16 protein-coding genes and 1 pseudogene are annotated in these 15,524 nt (G+C 62.3%); 9 read left to right on the top strand and 8 right to left on the bottom strand.

Going from position 1 to position 15,524, the window contains the following annotated elements:
- Positions 1-58: 58 nt before the first annotated feature.
- Positions 59-685: a ribonuclease D gene (locus AC1DDS_RS10470; RefSeq protein ID WP_477478849.1), complete on the bottom strand. Its 627-nt coding sequence runs from the start codon at positions 683-685 to the stop codon at positions 59-61.
- A 507-nt stretch (positions 686-1,192) separates the two neighbouring features.
- On the opposite strand from AC1DDS_RS10470, the gene AC1DDS_RS10465 reads away from it, so the two are divergent.
- Positions 1,193-2,224 carry a hydroxyacid dehydrogenase gene (locus AC1DDS_RS10465; protein WP_477478848.1) on the top strand — a complete coding sequence of 344 codons (1,032 nt, stop codon included), beginning with the start codon at positions 1,193-1,195 and terminating at the stop codon, positions 2,222-2,224.
- A 41-nt stretch (positions 2,225-2,265) separates the two neighbouring features.
- Here the strand turns inward: AC1DDS_RS10465 and AC1DDS_RS10460 are convergent, their stop codons facing one another.
- From AC1DDS_RS10460 to AC1DDS_RS10450, 3 genes are all read right to left on the bottom strand, one after another.
- Positions 2,266-3,015: a F0F1 ATP synthase subunit A gene (locus tag AC1DDS_RS10460; RefSeq protein WP_477478847.1), complete on the bottom strand. Its 750-nt coding sequence runs from the start codon at positions 3,013-3,015 to the stop codon at positions 2,266-2,268.
- A 168-nt stretch (positions 3,016-3,183) separates the two neighbouring features.
- Positions 3,184-3,954, bottom strand: coding sequence for a type 1 glutamine amidotransferase (locus AC1DDS_RS10455; RefSeq protein WP_477478846.1), 771 nt, complete (start codon positions 3,952-3,954; stop codon positions 3,184-3,186).
- A 188-nt stretch (positions 3,955-4,142) separates the two neighbouring features.
- Entirely contained in the window at positions 4,143-5,369 is a 1,227-nt protein-coding gene (locus AC1DDS_RS10450; protein ID WP_477478845.1) for an ROK family transcriptional regulator, read from the bottom strand.
- A gap of 278 nt (positions 5,370-5,647) precedes the next feature.
- Here AC1DDS_RS10450 and AC1DDS_RS10445 point away from each other — a divergent pair, with 278 nt between their 5' ends.
- From AC1DDS_RS10445 to pyrC, 6 genes are all read left to right on the top strand, one after another.
- A complete protein-coding gene (locus AC1DDS_RS10445; protein WP_477478844.1) occupies positions 5,648-6,673 on the top strand; it encodes a substrate-binding domain-containing protein in 1,026 nt (341 codons plus the stop codon).
- A gap of 179 nt (positions 6,674-6,852) precedes the next feature.
- A complete protein-coding gene (locus tag AC1DDS_RS10440) occupies positions 6,853-7,935 on the top strand; it encodes an ABC transporter permease (RefSeq protein ID WP_477478843.1) in 1,083 nt (360 codons plus the stop codon).
- Positions 7,935-8,717, top strand: coding sequence for an ATP-binding cassette domain-containing protein (locus AC1DDS_RS10435; protein WP_477478842.1), 783 nt, complete (start codon positions 7,935-7,937; stop codon positions 8,715-8,717). Before AC1DDS_RS10440 ends, AC1DDS_RS10435 begins: the two co-directional genes overlap by 1 nt.
- A complete protein-coding gene (locus AC1DDS_RS10430; protein ID WP_477478841.1) occupies positions 8,714-9,340 on the top strand; it encodes a nucleoside triphosphate hydrolase in 627 nt (208 codons plus the stop codon). The genes AC1DDS_RS10435 and AC1DDS_RS10430 overlap by 4 nt, the downstream gene beginning before the upstream one ends.
- 92 nt (positions 9,341-9,432) lie before the next feature.
- A complete protein-coding gene (locus AC1DDS_RS10425) occupies positions 9,433-9,783 on the top strand; it encodes a DUF805 domain-containing protein (protein ID WP_477478840.1) in 351 nt (116 codons plus the stop codon).
- Positions 9,784-9,865: 82 nt separating this feature from the next.
- Positions 9,866-10,906, top strand: a complete 1,041-nt coding sequence (gene pyrC, locus AC1DDS_RS10420) for a dihydroorotase (RefSeq protein WP_477478839.1) — start codon at positions 9,866-9,868, stop codon at positions 10,904-10,906.
- Between the two features lie 217 nt (positions 10,907-11,123).
- On the opposite strand, the gene AC1DDS_RS10415 is transcribed toward pyrC, so the two are convergent.
- The 3 genes from AC1DDS_RS10415 to AC1DDS_RS10405 are packed head-to-tail and all read right to left on the bottom strand — an operon-like array spanning position 11,124 to position 14,024.
- Positions 11,124-12,119: a TRAP transporter substrate-binding protein gene (locus AC1DDS_RS10415; protein ID WP_477478838.1), complete on the bottom strand. Its 996-nt coding sequence runs from the start codon at positions 12,117-12,119 to the stop codon at positions 11,124-11,126.
- A 28-nt stretch (positions 12,120-12,147) separates the two neighbouring features.
- The gene (locus AC1DDS_RS10410) at positions 12,148-13,410 is read right to left on the bottom strand and encodes a TRAP transporter large permease (protein ID WP_477478837.1); all 1,263 of its coding nucleotides are present in this window, start codon (positions 13,408-13,410) and stop codon (positions 12,148-12,150) included.
- Complete coding sequence (locus tag AC1DDS_RS10405) at positions 13,410-14,024, bottom strand: TRAP transporter small permease (protein WP_477478836.1); 615 nt, start codon at positions 14,022-14,024, stop codon at positions 13,410-13,412. Before AC1DDS_RS10405 ends, AC1DDS_RS10410 begins: the two co-directional genes overlap by 1 nt.
- Before the next feature lie 303 nt (positions 14,025-14,327).
- Between AC1DDS_RS10405 and AC1DDS_RS10400 the strand changes: the two are divergent.
- Positions 14,328-14,565 (top strand): annotated as a pseudogene (locus AC1DDS_RS10400) (dihydroorotase); the annotation flags it as partial.
- Between the two features lie 36 nt (positions 14,566-14,601).
- Here the strand turns inward: AC1DDS_RS10400 and AC1DDS_RS10395 are convergent.
- Positions 14,602-15,051 (bottom strand): DoxX family protein, encoded by a 450-nt coding sequence (locus tag AC1DDS_RS10395; RefSeq protein WP_477478835.1) that lies wholly within the window; start codon positions 15,049-15,051, stop codon positions 14,602-14,604.
- 181 nt (positions 15,052-15,232) lie between these two features.
- Here AC1DDS_RS10395 and AC1DDS_RS10390 point away from each other — a divergent pair, with 181 nt between their 5' ends.
- Entirely contained in the window at positions 15,233-15,517 is a 285-nt protein-coding gene (locus AC1DDS_RS10390; RefSeq protein ID WP_477478834.1) for an Rdx family protein, read from the top strand.
- The last annotated feature ends 7 nt before the right edge of the window (positions 15,518-15,524 follow it).

Here is a 15,524-nt window from a genome sequence, read left to right as displayed (position 1 = left end):
GAGGCATGGTTAAGCCGGTGTTACCCGGGGCACCTGCAGTATTCGGGACACCGGCTCCTCAGCTATGGGCGAAGATATCGGTTTCTTCCCAGCCGAGCAGATCGAGCTTGGCCCGCGTCGGCAGGAAGGCGAAGCAGGCCTCCGCATGTTGCAGTCTTCCGTCCCGGACAAGCCGCGCCATGAGCTTGTCGCGCAGTGCATGCAGGTGCAGCACGTCGGAAGCGGCATATTCGAGCTGCGCCTGCGACAGCGTTTCGGCAGCCCAATCGGAGGACTGCTGCTGTTTGGAGATATCGATGTCCAGGAGTTCTTTCAGATTGTCCTTCAGGCCGTGCCGGTCGGTGTAGGTCCGCGTCAGCCGCGAGGCGATCTTGGTGCAGAACACGGGCGAACAGGTGACGCCGAAGGTGTGAAAGAGCACGGCGATGTCGAAGCGGCCATAGTGAAAGATCTTCTGGCGGGACGGGTCGCTCAGCATTGCGACGAGGTTGGGCGCGCGCGTCTGGCCGGCGGCGATCTTGATGACGTCGGCCGTTCCGTCCCCAGGCGAAAGCTGGACGACGCAGAGCCGGTCCCGGCGCGGGATCAGGCCGAGTGTCTCGGTGTCGATCGCGATCGCACCGGTGTAGCGCGCCGCATCCGCCGCCGGGATGTCGCCCTCGTGATATCGTATTGCATTCGCCATCGAAGACCCCACATGAAACCGCACAAACTTTGAGTGCGCTATATCGCATGTTTGGCCGTCGGGGTACTCCAAAGCGGCGATATGGCGCGCCGATCAGAAGACCAACGATGAATAAGCCCTTTAGACACCGCACTTTGAGCTGCCTCCTCGCTCTTTTCCTCTCGGCGCTCCCGCCAATGGCTTTTGGGCAGCCGCTGGGTGCATTCACCGTCGACGGTGGAAGTGAGACATTCACCGACCTTCCCGGCGTCAAAGCCCCGGAAGACGCGGCCCAAAAGGACGAAGTGGTTTGCACGCGAGATTACGAGGAGACCGAGCCGCGTCGGTGGGGTGAATTAAAGCAGCCGGTCTACACATGCACGCAGAACGGCCGGACGTTTACCAGCCGCAACCCGCCCCCTTCGCGCGAACGTGATCTGCGGGGTATCGGCTGGTAGCCTGACACGCGGCGTGCCCGTATTATCGGGCGCTCAGAAAGAGTAGCGATTGACGAGCGGGGGGAAAGCCATGACCGAGACGACCAAGCCACTGGTAATCAGCGCGCCCGAGCCGCGAACACTCGATCTGATCTTCACACCCGAGGCACTTGGACGCCTCAAAACAAACTACCGGATTGTCGAGGCAGATTCCGAAAACATCGGCAGGCTCGACGACTCCATTCTTTCCGAGGCACGCTACATCATCGGCCAGCCGCCGCTCTCGGCAGAGACGCTTGGCCGGATGCCCGAGTTGCGCTGCATCCTCAATGTCGAGAGCAATCTCATCAACAACATGCCCTACGACATCCTGTTTTCCCGTGGGATTCATGTGGTGACGACCGGGCAGGTTTTTGCCGAACCCGTCGCTGAACTCGGCCTCGCCCTGGCACTGAACCTTGCCCGCGGCGTCATCGATGCCGATGTCGATTTTCGCGAGGGGCGCGAACGCTGGGGCGGTGAAGGCAATGCCGGCGCGCGCCTCGTTTCCGGTTCCGACATCGGCATCATCGGTTTCGGCGACCTTGGGAAGGCGCTGAACCGTGTCCTGTCAGGCTTCCACGCCCGCATCCGCGTCTTCGACCCCTGGATGCCGCCGTCGATCCTGAGGGAAGCCGGCGTCGAACCCGCCTCGCTCGACGCGGTCCTGTCGGAGAGCGATTTCGTCTTCGTCGTCGCCGCCGTGACCAGCGAGAACAAGAGCTTTCTCGGCGCCGAAGCCTTTGCGCGGATGCGCAAGGGGGCGGCCTTCATCCTGCTCAGCCGCGCCGACGTCGTCGATTTCGACGCCCTGATCGCGGCCGTCGAGAGCAGCCGGATCGTCGCTGCGAGCGACGTTTACCCGCAGGAGCCGCTTGCGGCGGATCACCCGGTCCGACGGCTCAAGGGCTTCATCCGGTCGGCCCATCGGGCCGGCGCGCTCGACAGCGCCTTCAAGAAAATGGGCGAAATGGTGCTCGAGGACATGGACCTGATGGACCGCGGCCTTCCACCCATGCGCTGCAAGCGGGCGGAGCGGGAGACCGTGTCACGCATTCGCTCCAGGCCGGTGAGCGTGAACTGATACGAACTCTCCCGGCGGCCTCCCGGCGAGACCGGTGGACCCTAGTGGCCAGGATGCAGCGCGTCGTTCAGGTACATGCAGGTGAGCATAGTGAAGATATAGGCCTGGATCACGGCCATCAGCAGTTCGAGGCCAGTAAGGGCAACCGTCATGGCGAGCGGTGCGATCGCAGACAGCATGCCGAGCGATCCCAGACTTCCGAGGCCGACGACGAACCCCGCAAACACCTTCAGCGTGATGTGGCCGGACAGCATGACGGCGAAGAGACGCACGGAGTGGCTGACCGGCCGCGAAAGGTAGGAGATCACCTCGATCGGAACGATGAGCGGCGCCAGGACGATCGGAACGCCGGAGGGCAGGAAGAGGCGAAAGAAGCCAATACCGTGGCGGACCACCCCGCAGATCGTCACCGTGAGAAAGACCAGCATCGCAAGCGCGAAGGTGACGACGATGTGGCTCGTCACGGTGAAGGCGAACGGAAACATGCCGATCAGATTCGCCGTTAGGATGAACATGAAGAGCGAAAAGACCAGCGGAAAGAAGCGCGCTCCGGCCTCTCCGGCATTCTCCCGCAACGTTTTGGCGACGAATTCGTAGAGGAGTTCGCTCGCGGACTGCCAACGATCGGGCACCAGCAGACGGCGGCTCGTCGTGAGCACCAGAAACAGGCTGGCGGCGACGACGGTAAGCACCATGTAGGCCGCGGAATTGGTGAAATCGATATCAATCGCGCCGAACTCGGCAACGTCGAAGAGTGATCTGATTTCGAATTGTTCGATTGGCCCCGCCATCATCGACCCCTTGGTTGGTGGGGCCGTCCCCGACGAAGCGTAGCGGCATAGGTCGTCCTATGCAGGGTCCCGGGTACTACGGCGCCGGATGCTGATCAACCTGCTGCGACAAAATGACCGAAGGCTTCCATCGCCCCCTTCTCCCGCCTGGGCGCCGAAGCGGACCGCCTAAGGGTCCGGCGGAGGACCTCCTGACGATCCTATAACGGCAGCCTCGTCACCAGCAACGGCCATCCCCGCCTCGATCGTCGCAACCCAGGCGCGCGCGATCGCGAGCCCAGCAGCGTCGGCGTCCGGTCCATGGGCGGCGGCAAGCTCATCGTGACGTTCGAGCCATCCTGGCGACACACGCTCGATCTGATCGGGAAAGACGTCGCGCCAGTGCTCGGCAACGCTTCGGTCGACCTCGAAATGAAACTGCGTCCCGTAAGCTGCGCGGCCGAGGCGAAAGGCCTGGTTGGCAGCGATCGCATTGTGCGCCAGATGCGTTGCCCCAGCGGGCAGCGTGAAGGTATCGCTATGCCATTGGAAGATCGGGAACGTACCACCGACCGATGCCAGCAGCGGGTCAGTGAGTCCCTCGTCCGTGGGATGGATGTCGCACCAGCCGAACTCCGCTGCCACGCCGATCAGGTTTGTCGCACCGTAGCCACGCGCCAACAATTGACTGCCGAGGCAGACCCCCAGGACCGACTTTCCGGCGTCCCCGTATTGGCGCATCAATGCCGCCAGGTCGGGCAGATAGGGGTGCTTCTCATCATCGATCGCCGATTGCGGCCCGCCCATCACGACGAGGGCATCGTGACTGACTACATCCTCCGGCAGGGCCTCCCCGGCATGGGGCCGGCACAGCACGATTTCGGCCCCAGCCTCCCTGAGCGCCGTCTCGACCTGCCCGAGGACCGTCACCCTGTCATTTTCGACGACAAGCACCCGCATCAAACAATTCTCCTTGTCCGTGAACACGTGCAAGGAAGCACGGGCGGGCGGGCGTTTCAAGGACGCACAAAATTGCCCGGCTGCGTTCGCAGCCGGGCAAGGCGGGGAGGATTTCGAAGGCAAGTCGAACATGCCATGAGATCCGCGGCCTGGCTGTTCCCTACGGAACAGCCTCTACCCCGTCGATATCAGGCGGTTTCCTTGAAGAGGACGTTCTGGTCGAGCAGGTAGCGGGCAAACAGCGGCAGGCTGGCGGCACCGATGGTTCGCGCCTGACTGCCGGCCTCGCCCTCGAGTATCTCGGGCATGATCACGCCCTGCAGATCGTGCCGGTCGAGCGCGATGCGGGTGGCGATCACGATCCGCTGCCGCACCCAGGCCGGAAAGCCGCCGTCGATCACCGCCGCCGAAAAGTCGATGACGGAGGCCGCGGCGACGAGCGCCTGGGCGAGTGCTGCAGCAGTATCCTGGATCCACGTCTCGAGCAGTTCGCCGAAATCGATCCAGTCGTCCGGCGAATACCACAACGGTCTCGGGTCGATGCCGCGGGCACGCAGATGATTCTCCAGCACGAAGATCGAGGCGATCTTCAGCAGTTGCACCGTCCTTCCATCCCTGCCCTGCACGGGCAGCGGGCCGATCGCGCCGGCCGTTCCGGTGCGGCCGGAAAAGAGTGCCGAATTGAGCACGACGCCGCCACCGATAAAGGAACCGATGAAGAAGTAGATGAAATCGGGATAGCGCTGGCCCAAGCCGAAGACGAGTTCCGCGGCGCAGGCGCTGGTCGCATCGTTCTGAAGGAAAACCGGGTGGCTGACGCGACGGGCGACATCCCGCTGCAGGTCGACGCCGCGCCAGCGATCCATGTCATGCTGCGGCGCGCCGACCTCTGCGGCCCAGTTCCACAGCTCGAACGGCGTCGCAATGCCGATGCCGGCGATGCGCTGACGCTGCTCATCGGTGAGTTGCCCTTCCAGTTCGGCAATGCCATCGATGATGAACGACAGAATATCGTCCGGCATGGGATAGGCGTAGATGCGGCGCACCTGCAGTCGGACCTGGCCGACGAAATCCATCACGGCGAGCTCGGCGCTGCGTCGCCCGATCTTGACCCCAAAGGAATAGACCGCATCCGGGTTGAGCCGCATGGGGATCGACGGCTGGCCGACTTTGCCGCGCGTGGGCTCGCCACGGATCAGCAGTCCATCGGCCTCGAGCGCGCGCATGATGACTGTGACGGTCTGGGCAGAGAGACCGCTGCGGCGGGCAATTTCAGCCTTGGACAGTTCGCCGTGCCGGCGCACCAGCGACATGACGAGCCGTTCGTTGTAGGCCCGCACGCGCACCTGGTTCGACCCGCCGGACGGATCAAGAATCACCGCCGGCGAGATCGCCGGTGCGGTTGTCTCAGCCATGCAGGTCTCCTCCCGAAATCCGGCAAGGGATTCAATTCGAGTCTTCTGCGCCATCCCCAATTCCCGGGCATGCGCGTTGCTCTGCGGGCTATGCCCCGATTTGCCGCAGCATGCCACAACGAATTAATAATTCAATTCGATTTATTTATTGACAACACCCCGGCTTCGGTGCTTCCCTTGAAAGTGGAAGCGCGACCACGGACCTGCGGAGGAGCAGGCGGGCATCGGCATCCTGGATGCCCAGACGGCATCGACCATTTCGTCCTTGGGAGGATTACATGAAGAAGACCATTGTGAGCGCTGCTCTCGGCGCACTCGCGCTCGGCGTCGCATTTGCTTCGCCTGCCGCCGCTGAAGATGTCACCGCCTGCCTGATCACCAAGACCGACACCAATCCCTTCTTCGTCAAGATGAAGGAAGGCGCGACGGCGAAGGCCAAGGAACTTGGCATGACGCTGAAGGCCTACGCCGGCAAGATCGACGGTGACCATGACAGCCAGGTTGCCGCGGTCGAATCCTGCATCGCCGACGGCGCCAAGGGCATCCTGATCGCCGCTTCCGACACCAAGGCAATCGTCGATCAGGTCAAGAAGGCGCAGGACGCCGGCCTGCTCGTGATCGCGCTCGATACCCCGCTCGACCCGGCGACTGCCGCCGATGCGACGTTCGCAACCGACAACCTGATGGCCGGCAAGCTGATCGGCCAATGGGCCGCCGCCACCATGGGCGACAAGGCGAAGGACGCCAAGATCGGCTTTCTCGACCTGATCCCGTCGCAGCCGACCGTGGACGTGCTGCGCGACCAGGGCTTCATGATCGGCTTCGGCATCGATCCGAAGGACCCGAACAAGATCGGCGACGAGGACGACCCGCGCATCGTCGGCCACGACGTGACCAACGGCAACGAGGAAGGCGGCCGCAAGGCGATGGAAAACCTCCTCCAGAAGGATCCCGACATCAACGTGATCCACACGATCAACGAGCCGGCCGCCGTCGGCGCCTACCAGGCGCTCAAGGCCGTCGGCAAGGAGAACGACGTGCTGATCGTCTCCGTCGACGGCGGCTGCCCGGGCGTCAAGTCGGTTGCCGAAGGCGTCATCGGCGCCACCTCGCAACAGTACCCGCTGATGATGGCCGCGCTCGGCGTCGAGGCGATCAAGAAGTATGCCGAGACCGGCGAGAAGCCGAAGCCGACCGAAGGCAAGGACTTCTTCGATACCGGCGTGGCGCTCGTCACCGACAAGCCGGCCGCCGGCGTCGAATCGATCGACGTCAAGACCGGCACGGACAAGTGCTGGGGCTAGCCCTTTCGCCCCAACACCGCGGGCATGAACCGAAGGGCGGCCCGGCCGCCCTTCGCACACCGACGCTTTGACAAGACAGCAAAAACCGCGCAGCTTTCCATGAGTGCCGGGCCTGTTGGTCGCAGGCGGGCGGCGCGGAACGCACGCACCCCAATGAAGCGGGGCACGGGAGGAAGGTCATGGGCGAGCCCAACCTAGCCGCACAACCCCAGGACTTCGAGAAGGTCCTGGTCCACAGCGCCACCGAGGTCGCGTCGTTCGACACGCACGACAAGACCGCGGTCCAGAAAATCCAGCATTTCCTGCATTCGACGCCGGCCGCAATCCCGTTCATCGTGCTCGTGGCGGCGATCATCATCTTCGGCATGGCGATCGGCGGAAAGTTCTTCTCCTCCTACACGTTGACGCTGATCCTGCAGCAGATCGCGATCGTCGGCATCCTCGGCGCCGCCCAGACACTGGTCATCCTGACGGCCGGCATCGATCTGTCGATCGGCGTCATCATGGTGTTTTCCGCCGTGATCATGGGCAACTTCGCCGTCACCTACGGCCTGCCCGCGCCGCTGGCGATCCTCAGCGGTTTTGCCGTCGGCGGACTCTGCGGCTTTCTCAACGGCTTCCTCGTTTCCAAGATCAAGCTGCCGCCCTTCATCGTCACGCTGGGCACCTGGTACGTCATCATGGCCACCAACTTCATCTACTCGGCAAACGCGACCATCCGCGAAGCCGATGTGACGGCGGTGACACCGCTGCTGCATGTCTTCGGCATCAGCTTCAAGATCGGTTCGGCCGTGTTCACGCTCGGCGTCGTGATGGTGGTTCTGCTCGTGTTCGGCCTCTGGTATGCGCTCAACCACACGGCCTGGGGGCGGCATCTTTATGCGGTCGGCGACGACCCGGATGCTGCTGAACTCTCCGGTATCCGCGTCGATCGCGTGCTTCTCGGGGCCTACACGCTGGCCGGACTGATCGCGGCGCTCGCCGCCTGGGTCTCGATCGGGCGCAATGGCTCGATCTCGCCTTCGGCCGCCGTCACCGACTACAACCTCCAGGCCATCACCGCAGCCGTGATCGGCGGCATCTCGCTGTTCGGGGGGCGCGGCTCGATCCTCGGCACGCTGATCGGCGCCATGATCGTCGGCGTGGTCTCGATGGGCCTCAACATGCTCGGCGCCGACCCGCAGTGGAAGGTCTTCCTCACCGGCGTCCTCATCATCACGGCTGTCGCCGTCGACCAGTGGATCAGAAAGGTAGCAGGCTGATGGCAAGCGATCCGATCCTCACCGCACGCGGCCTGACCAAGCGCTATGGCCGCGTCACCGCACTCGACAACGCCGATTTCGACCTCTATCCCGGCGAGATCCTTGCCGTGATCGGCGACAACGGCGCCGGCAAGTCGACGCTGATCAAGGCAATCTCCGGCGCCGTTACCCCGGACGAGGGCGAGATCAGCCTGGACGGCCAGCCGGTGCATTTCCGATCGCCGATCGAGGCCCGGCGCGCCGGCATCGAAACCGTCTACCAAAACCTCGCACTTTCTCCAGCGCTCTCGATCGCCGACAACATATTCCTCGGCCGCGAGATCCGGAAACCCGGCGTGATGGGATCGTGGTTCCGCAAGCTGGACCGGTCCGCGATGGAAAAATTCGCGCGCAACAAGCTCTCCGAGCTCGGCCTGATGACGATCCAGAACATCAACCAGGCCGTCGAGACGCTGTCTGGCGGCCAGCGCCAGGGCGTTGCCGTGGCGCGCGCCGCCGCCTTCGGCTCCAAGGTCATCATCCTTGACGAGCCGACCGCAGCGCTCGGGGTGAAGGAAAGCCGCCGGGTGCTGGAACTGATCCTCGACGTGCGCTCACGCGGCCTGCCGATCGTGCTGATCTCGCACAACATGCCGCATGTGTTCGAGGTGGCGGACCGCATTCACGTCCACCGGCTTGGCCGGCGATTGTGCGTCATCGACCCCAAGCAGCACACCATGTCGGACGCGGTCGCCTTCATGACCGGCGCCAAGGAACCGCCTGTGGAAGCGCTTGCTGCATGATCGCGACCGTCGACGATATCGCCGCGGAGGTCGCCCGCCGGGCGAAAGATGCAGGACGTTTCCTCATCGCCATCGCCGGTCCGCCCGGTGCTGGCAAGTCGACGATGGCCGACCAGTTGGCCGAAGCCCTGAAGACAAGGGGAGAAAGCGCCGAAGTCCTGCCCATGGACGGCTTCCACATCGATAACGGCCTGTTAATCGAGCGCGGGCTCCTGGCGCGCAAGGGCGTGCCGGAGAGTTTCGACGTCCGCGGCTTTCTCGACATCCTTCGCGCCGTGCGCGCGGCCGACCAGGAGGTTCTGGTCCCGGTCTTCGACCGATCGCGCGAGATCGCCATCGCCTCGGCGCGAGCCGTTTCACCCCGGCATCGTTTCATCGTCGTCGAGGGCAACTACCTCTTGCTGAACCAGGGCGAGTGGACCGACCTGGAAGGCCTGTTCGACTACTCGATCATGCTCGCGCCGCCGATCGAGGTTCTTGAGGAAAGACTCTGGGCGCGCTGGCGCGGCTACAAGCTGGGTGAGGCAGCCGCGCATGCGAAGGTCTACGAAAACGACCTGCCGAACGGGCGCTTGATCCTGGAAAACCGCAGACCGGCTGACCTCACCCTGGAGCAGGGTTGATCCCCCTACATTGCGCCCGGGCGCGAATCGTTGCAACGTCGCCCGGACACAACCTTGGTGTGCAAGCACTCAGCCATGGGGCCAGAGGGATCATGAATTTTCAGGAAGCAGTCTCAACCGTCTTTTCGAAGTATACTGATTTCACCGGGCGCGCGGGTCGTTCGGAGTTCTGGTGGTTTGCGCTTTTCAACCTCCTCGCCTCGGTGGTCCTCGGCATGGTCGACCAGGCGATCTTCGGCCAGGAGATCCTTGGCTTCATCTTCGCGCTCGGCGTGCTCCTGCCGGGCATCGCCGTGGCCGCCCGGCGTCTGCACGATACCGATCGCTCCGGCTGGTGGCTGCTGATCGTCCTCGTTCCGCTGATCGGCTGGATCGTGCTCCTCTACTGGTACATCAGCGAGGGCACGCCGGGGGCGAACCAGTATGGTGGCCAGCCGGCCTGAGGCGGCAAAAGGTTTGCCACAGGCCCTGTCGGGGTGATAATGCGCGCGGCATCCCATCAAGTTAGCCGCGGAGTTCCAGCGCATGCAAACAATCACCATTCGCCGCCCCGACGACTGGCACCTGCACCTGCGCGACGGCGAGATGCTGAAGGGGGTGATCGGCGATACGAGCCGTCACTTCGCCCGCGCCATCATCATGCCGAATCTCGTTCCGCCGGTGGTCACCACGGCGGACGCGACCGCCTATCGCGAACGGATCATGGCGGCGGTGCCGGCCGGCGACCGCTTCCAGCCGCTGATGACGCTGTACCTGACGGAAGACACCAGCCCCGACGACGTCGAGGCCGGCAAGGCGAGCGGCCTTGTCACGGCGGTCAAACTCTATCCTGCCGGCGCGACGACGAATTCGCATGGCGGCGTGCGCGACATCGAAAAGGCGATGCCGGTGCTGGAGCGGATGGCGAAGATCGGCCTGCCGCTCTGTGTCCATGGCGAAGTAACGACACCGTCGGTCGACATCTTCGACCGCGAAGCGGTGTTCATCGAGACCGTGCTCGATCCGCTGCGCCGGCGGCTGCCGGAACTGAAGGTCACGATGGAGCACGTGACGACGAAGGACGGCATCGACTACATCAGGGCGTCGAAGGCCAACCTCGCCGGGTCGATCACGACCCATCACCTGATCATCAACCGCAATGCCATCCTGGTCGGCGGCATCAAGCCGCACTACTACTGCCTGCCGGTCGCCAAGCGCGAGCAGCATCGCCTGGCCTTGCGCGCCGCTGCCGTCTCCGGCGATGCGCGCTTCTTCCTCGGCACCGATTCTGCCCCGCATGTCGATCCGTTGAAGGAATGCGCCTGCGGCTGCGCCGGCATCTACACCTCGATCAATACGATGAGCTGCCTGGCGCACGTGTTCGAGGAAGAGAAGGCGCTCGACCGTCTGGAGGCCTTCGCGTCGCTGAACGGGCCGGCCTGGTACGGCTTGCCCGCCAACGACGAGACGATCCGGCTCGTGCGCCGCGAGACGCCCGTCGCCTTCCCGGCGAAGATCGAGACTGGCGCCGGGCCCGTCACGGTCTTCGATCCGATGTTCCCGCTTTACTGGGACGTGGAGGCCTGACCGCGCAAGCAGGTCAGCGTGCCAACGCTCAGAACTGACGGCCGATCCGGGCGTCGACCGACTGGCCATTGGCGCTGCGGACGGCGACGTCCTTGGTCAAGTTAACCTCGCATCGCCGCCTGCACTATCAAATGGGTGGTCGCAATCTATGCGGCATGCGCACATCCGCCGACACGGCTTCCCTGTAATGCCGTGTCGATAGCTGAAATGGCCCTCGTCAGAGGGTCGCGCCGACTTCGCGCAACTCTTTCAGTGCCGGCGCCTTGGGCAGCCAGATCTTGTCATAGGCCGCGATGATGTCTGCAGTGTTCTGCAGGTCAACGTCCACGATCTTGATTCCGGAATCCTTGAAGTTCTGGAGAAGCGTGGCCTCCTTGGCGACGGTTGCGTCGATTTGCTTGTCGAGCTCCTCGCGGGTGAGGCGCGTGATGATCTCACGGTCTGCTTCGGGTACACCCTTCCATACGCGGGCGGATGCCAATGCAACACAGGGCATGAAAATGGCGTTCATCCGCAACATAGTCTTGGCGACCTTGTCGTAGCGCTGGTTCCAAGACAGATCGAGGTCGGCTTCAAGACCATCCACCTGACCGTTCGACATGGCGTCGAACACCTGCGGTGTCGGGATGGGCGTCGGGGCTGCACCGAGCAACTGATAGAAGTCGCGATAGGCCGGTGTCGTATTGATGCGCAGCTTCATGCCCCTGATGTCGTCAATGCCAGCGGTTTCCTTGCCGGTGAAGACGACGCGCAGGGTCGTGATGCCATAGCCAAGGCCGATCGTGCCCGTTTGAGCAGGCAGCACATCCAATAGCTTGGTTGCAACAGGATGGCGAACAAGCTTTGCTACCTTTTCCGTGCTCGATACGAGCCATGGTGCGTTGATGGCCGCGATCTGCGGAATGCGCGAGCCAAGCTCGGCCGTCATGATCCAACCTAGATCCAGCGCGCCCGACTGCATCTGCTGCAACATCGCGCCTTCATTCCCGAGCTGGTTCGACGGAAAAACCTGAATCGTGAGACGGCCGTTGGTTTCCTCCGAAAGGCGCTTCCCGACGGCCTCGGCCGCAACGTTCCAGGGATGGCCAGGAGGCGTGGTGATCCCGAGCCGGTAGATCTTGGCGCTCTGCGCACGCAGGATCGAAGGTGCGGAAACAGCCATTGCTGCTCCCAACGAGAGCGTTTTCGTGAAGGTTCGGCGTGTAATGGTCATGGTGGTCCCCCTCTATGTGAGTTTGCGGTTACGAAAAGTAGGTTGAAAGCGCCGGGAAGATCGAAAGCAGCACCAGAATGATGCAGCAGATAAAGAAGAACGGCAGCGTCACGATGAACATCTTGCCGGGCTTCGCTCCGGTCACGGCGGCGGCGATGAAGAAGTTCAGACCAACCGGCGGCGACAGGAAGCCCAGGACCAGGTTTATGACGGCGACGACGCCAAAATGGACCGGATCGATGCCATAGACGTCCGTTGCGATGGGCAGCAGGATCGGAATCGTCATGATCAGTCCAGGCGCTCCGTCGATCACCGTCCCGATGACGAGCAGGATCACATTGACCAGAAGCATGAACGTGACCGGGTCTTTCGCGATGGTCTGGATCCATTCTGCTACACGCTGGGGGACCATCCCGTACACGAGAACCCACGAGAATACGGCTGCGGCTGCAATCAGGAACAGAATGCCTGCCGACAGAACCCCTGCCTTGATGAACATGTCAGGGAGCTGCTTCAGGCGGAGATCGCCCGTGACGAAACGGCCGACGAGGATCGCTGCAATCACGCCCATCGCCGCAGCTTCCGTCGGGTTGGCAAGCCCGGTCACGATCGACCCGACGATGATCAGCGGAATGATCAGTGTTGGCACTGCCTTCAGCGTAATGGCTACCCGCTCACGCATCGGCAAACGCTCACCGCGCGGATAGTTGTAAACGTATCCCATCAGGGCAATGACGATGCAGAAGGCCGCAGAGAGAATGATGCCGGGGATAATGCCCGCGGCCAGCATGGTTCCAACCGGCACCTGCGCGATGACGCTGTAGACGACGAACATGATCGACGGCGGAATGATCGGTCCGAGCATGCCGGCATAGGCGGTCAGTCCTGCGGCGAAGGTCTTGTCATAGCCTTTGCGCTCCATTTCCGGCACGACCATCTGGGACATCAGTGCAACCTGCGCCGCTGCCGAGCCGAGAATGGAAGCCACGAACATATTGGCCAGCAAATTGACATAGGCGAGCCCGCCCTTGAGGGCGCCGACGAAAGCCATCGCCATATCGATAATGCGCCGTGTAATGCCGCCGCCATTCATGATCTCACCGATGAGAATGAAAAGCGGAATGGCAATCAGGCCATAGCTGTCCAAACCGGTAAACATCTGGGTCGGAAAGGATATGAACAGAACCGTATTGTCAGTTTGCCAGATGTAAGCTGCCGCCGTCAGGCATAGCACGATGGAGATCGGCAGACCGATCAACATGAAGGCAACGAATGCGCCGAAGGTAACCATCAGGCAGCTCCTTCTGCAGTCGTCAGCGAAACCTGCTCGCGCTTGCAAGCAATTCCGAGATCTTCAAGCAGGTTGGCTGCACAGTGTACGATTAGTGTGACAGCAAAAATCGGCAGGATGAGATTGACGATCCAGGTCGGCCATTCCAGCGTCTGGGTTTTTTCCGTGTAGAGGAAGTTGAACGTTTCTGCCGCATAGCCCTGTGCGTCGAAACCATGGGAAGCAATTCCCGCAGGATCCATCCAAACCCAGCACATTACTAAAAACCCGATAGCGAACGCCAGCGACATTGCGGTGGCGAGCGCCCGCAAGCGTGCAACCCACTTGGGCGGCAAGTGATCGGAAAGAAGGGTAACAGCAAAATCGATACGGAGCCGCGTCATAACCGAGGCGCCAATGAAGCCTAGCCAGATCATCGCGAAAATCGAAGCTTCATCGATCCAATAGATCGGCACCTTGGCAAAGCGCGTCACCACGTTCACCAATATCAGGGCCAAGAGCACCGTTATGAATATTCCGGCCAGGAACTTTTCGCTCCGCAGGATCGCCTGGGATAGTCCGGTGATTTTTTCCGCCCAGCCACACCGGCTCGACGGCTCCTCTGCAGACGACATTGCGTGCACTCCTCCCTTTGCATACTTATTGTATTCATAAAGTATGCGATATTTCTGGTGTCAACTGCTTTCCGGTATGAGGGGAGAAAAACCCACTATCCGTAGCCGGCGCGCTCGTCAGATTGCGGGATTTAAACTGAGATAGCGCGCTGTCATCGGCGATGACCTTCCCGACCTCGTAGGCTTCTGTGGCTGCGGGCGCCTGCGAAAACTGGCGATTGTCGCTGCTGCGAACGCCATCACATCGTGGTGAAAAGCGCTATCAGGGCGAGGCCGGGGACACCCAACGGCCAACGCCATCGATGCGACGGTGAGATCTACACCTCGATCAACACCATGATCTGCCGGCGCACGTGTTTGAGGAAGAGAAGGCGCTCGACCGGCTGGAGACCTTCGTGTCGCTGAACGGGCGGCCTGGTATGGCCTGCCCGCCGACGGGGGACGATCTGTGCGCCGCGAATCACCCCTCGCCTTCCCCACGAAGATCGAGCGCCGGGCCGTCACCGTTTTCGATCAGATGTTCCCGCTCTACTGGGATGTGGACACCTCACCGCGCAGGCACATCACCGCGTCACGATCAGAATTGACGACCGATCCTGGCGTCGACCGACTGACCGTTGGCGCCGCGGACGGCAAAGTAGAGCATGATCGCCGCCCAGAGAATTGATTTCTCCGCCCCCATCAGTCCTTCAGCCTTGACGACCCAGTGGAAGTAGACGGTTACAGCGAGAACGATCATCGAGGCGAACGCGGCCGGCCGCGTGAATAGGCCGATCGCGATCAGAATGCCGCCGAAAAACTCGGTCGCCGCCAACAACGGCGACCAGATCGCGCCCGGATAAAAACCGAGGCTTTCCACCATGCCGACCGCTCCGAAGGGATTGAGGATCTTGCCGTAGCCATGGACGGCGAAGAGCGCCCCGGCAAGAATGCGCAGCAGAGTCTCTGTGCTTTCGCCAAGGGAGGAATAGACCGGGCCAAGGAGGGGCAGGATCAATCGGGGCTGCCGAGAGATGGTATCGCTCATGAGGAATCCAATCAGGAATTTTTTGCACCGCACACCGTTTCGGGGCAGCGCTCTTCCGGCGCAAGATCGGCCGCGGTAAAGCCTGATGAACTCAGTTGACATGTTCGTGAACCGCGCAGCAACTCACTTCAAAAGCGGTCCGCGTGCCCGGACGCCTGCCCACCACTAAGGAAAGACAATCATGAACGAGCAGAAGCCCCGCATCTCCATCCTCTACTGCACGCAGTGCAACTGGCTTTTGCGGGCAGGCTGGATGGCACAGGAACTCCTGCAGACTTTCGGCGACAGCCTGGGAGAAGTTGCGCTGCTACCGGGTACCGGCGGCAGCTTCGAAATCCGGGTTAACGACGAACTCATCTGGGAGCGCAAGCGCGACGATGGGTTCCCGGGGCCGAAGGAACTGAAGCAGCGCGTGCGCGACGTGATCGAGCCGGATCGCGATCTCGGCCACGTCGACCGAAGCTGAAAATGCC

It is taken from the genome of Mycoplana sp. 10N416, from assembly GCF_056394765.1.
Note: the sequence above shows the minus strand (reverse complement) of the source record. Positions and strands in the feature narration are given on the sequence as shown.

Bases quoted from the DNA above. Each gene is read 5' to 3' on its own strand.
- AC1DDS_RS10470 (WP_477478849.1), bottom strand. From the start codon at position 685: ATGGCGAATGCAATACGATATCACGAGGGCGACATCCCGGCGGCGGAT.
- AC1DDS_RS10465 (WP_477478848.1), top strand. From the start codon at position 1,193: ATGACCGAGACGACCAAGCCACTGGTAATCAGCGCGCCCGAGCCGCGA.
- AC1DDS_RS10460 (WP_477478847.1), bottom strand. From the start codon at position 3,015: ATGGCGGGGCCAATCGAACAATTCGAAATCAGATCACTCTTCGACGTT.
- AC1DDS_RS10455 (WP_477478846.1), bottom strand. From the start codon at position 3,954: ATGCGGGTGCTTGTCGTCGAAAATGACAGGGTGACGGTCCTCGGGCAG.
- AC1DDS_RS10450 (WP_477478845.1), bottom strand. From the start codon at position 5,369: ATGGCTGAGACAACCGCACCGGCGATCTCGCCGGCGGTGATTCTTGAT.
- AC1DDS_RS10445 (WP_477478844.1), top strand. From the start codon at position 5,648: ATGAAGAAGACCATTGTGAGCGCTGCTCTCGGCGCACTCGCGCTCGGC.
- AC1DDS_RS10440 (WP_477478843.1), top strand. From the start codon at position 6,853: ATGGGCGAGCCCAACCTAGCCGCACAACCCCAGGACTTCGAGAAGGTC.
- AC1DDS_RS10435 (WP_477478842.1), top strand. From the start codon at position 7,935: ATGGCAAGCGATCCGATCCTCACCGCACGCGGCCTGACCAAGCGCTAT.
- AC1DDS_RS10430 (WP_477478841.1), top strand. From the start codon at position 8,714: ATGATCGCGACCGTCGACGATATCGCCGCGGAGGTCGCCCGCCGGGCG.
- AC1DDS_RS10425 (WP_477478840.1), top strand. From the start codon at position 9,433: ATGAATTTTCAGGAAGCAGTCTCAACCGTCTTTTCGAAGTATACTGAT.
- pyrC (WP_477478839.1), top strand. From the start codon at position 9,866: ATGCAAACAATCACCATTCGCCGCCCCGACGACTGGCACCTGCACCTG.
- AC1DDS_RS10415 (WP_477478838.1), bottom strand. From the start codon at position 12,119: ATGACCATTACACGCCGAACCTTCACGAAAACGCTCTCGTTGGGAGCA.
- AC1DDS_RS10410 (WP_477478837.1), bottom strand. From the start codon at position 13,410: ATGGTTACCTTCGGCGCATTCGTTGCCTTCATGTTGATCGGTCTGCCG.
- AC1DDS_RS10405 (WP_477478836.1), bottom strand. From the start codon at position 14,024: ATGTCGTCTGCAGAGGAGCCGTCGAGCCGGTGTGGCTGGGCGGAAAAA.
- AC1DDS_RS10395 (WP_477478835.1), bottom strand. From the start codon at position 15,051: ATGAGCGATACCATCTCTCGGCAGCCCCGATTGATCCTGCCCCTCCTT.
- AC1DDS_RS10390 (WP_477478834.1), top strand. From the start codon at position 15,233: ATGAACGAGCAGAAGCCCCGCATCTCCATCCTCTACTGCACGCAGTGC.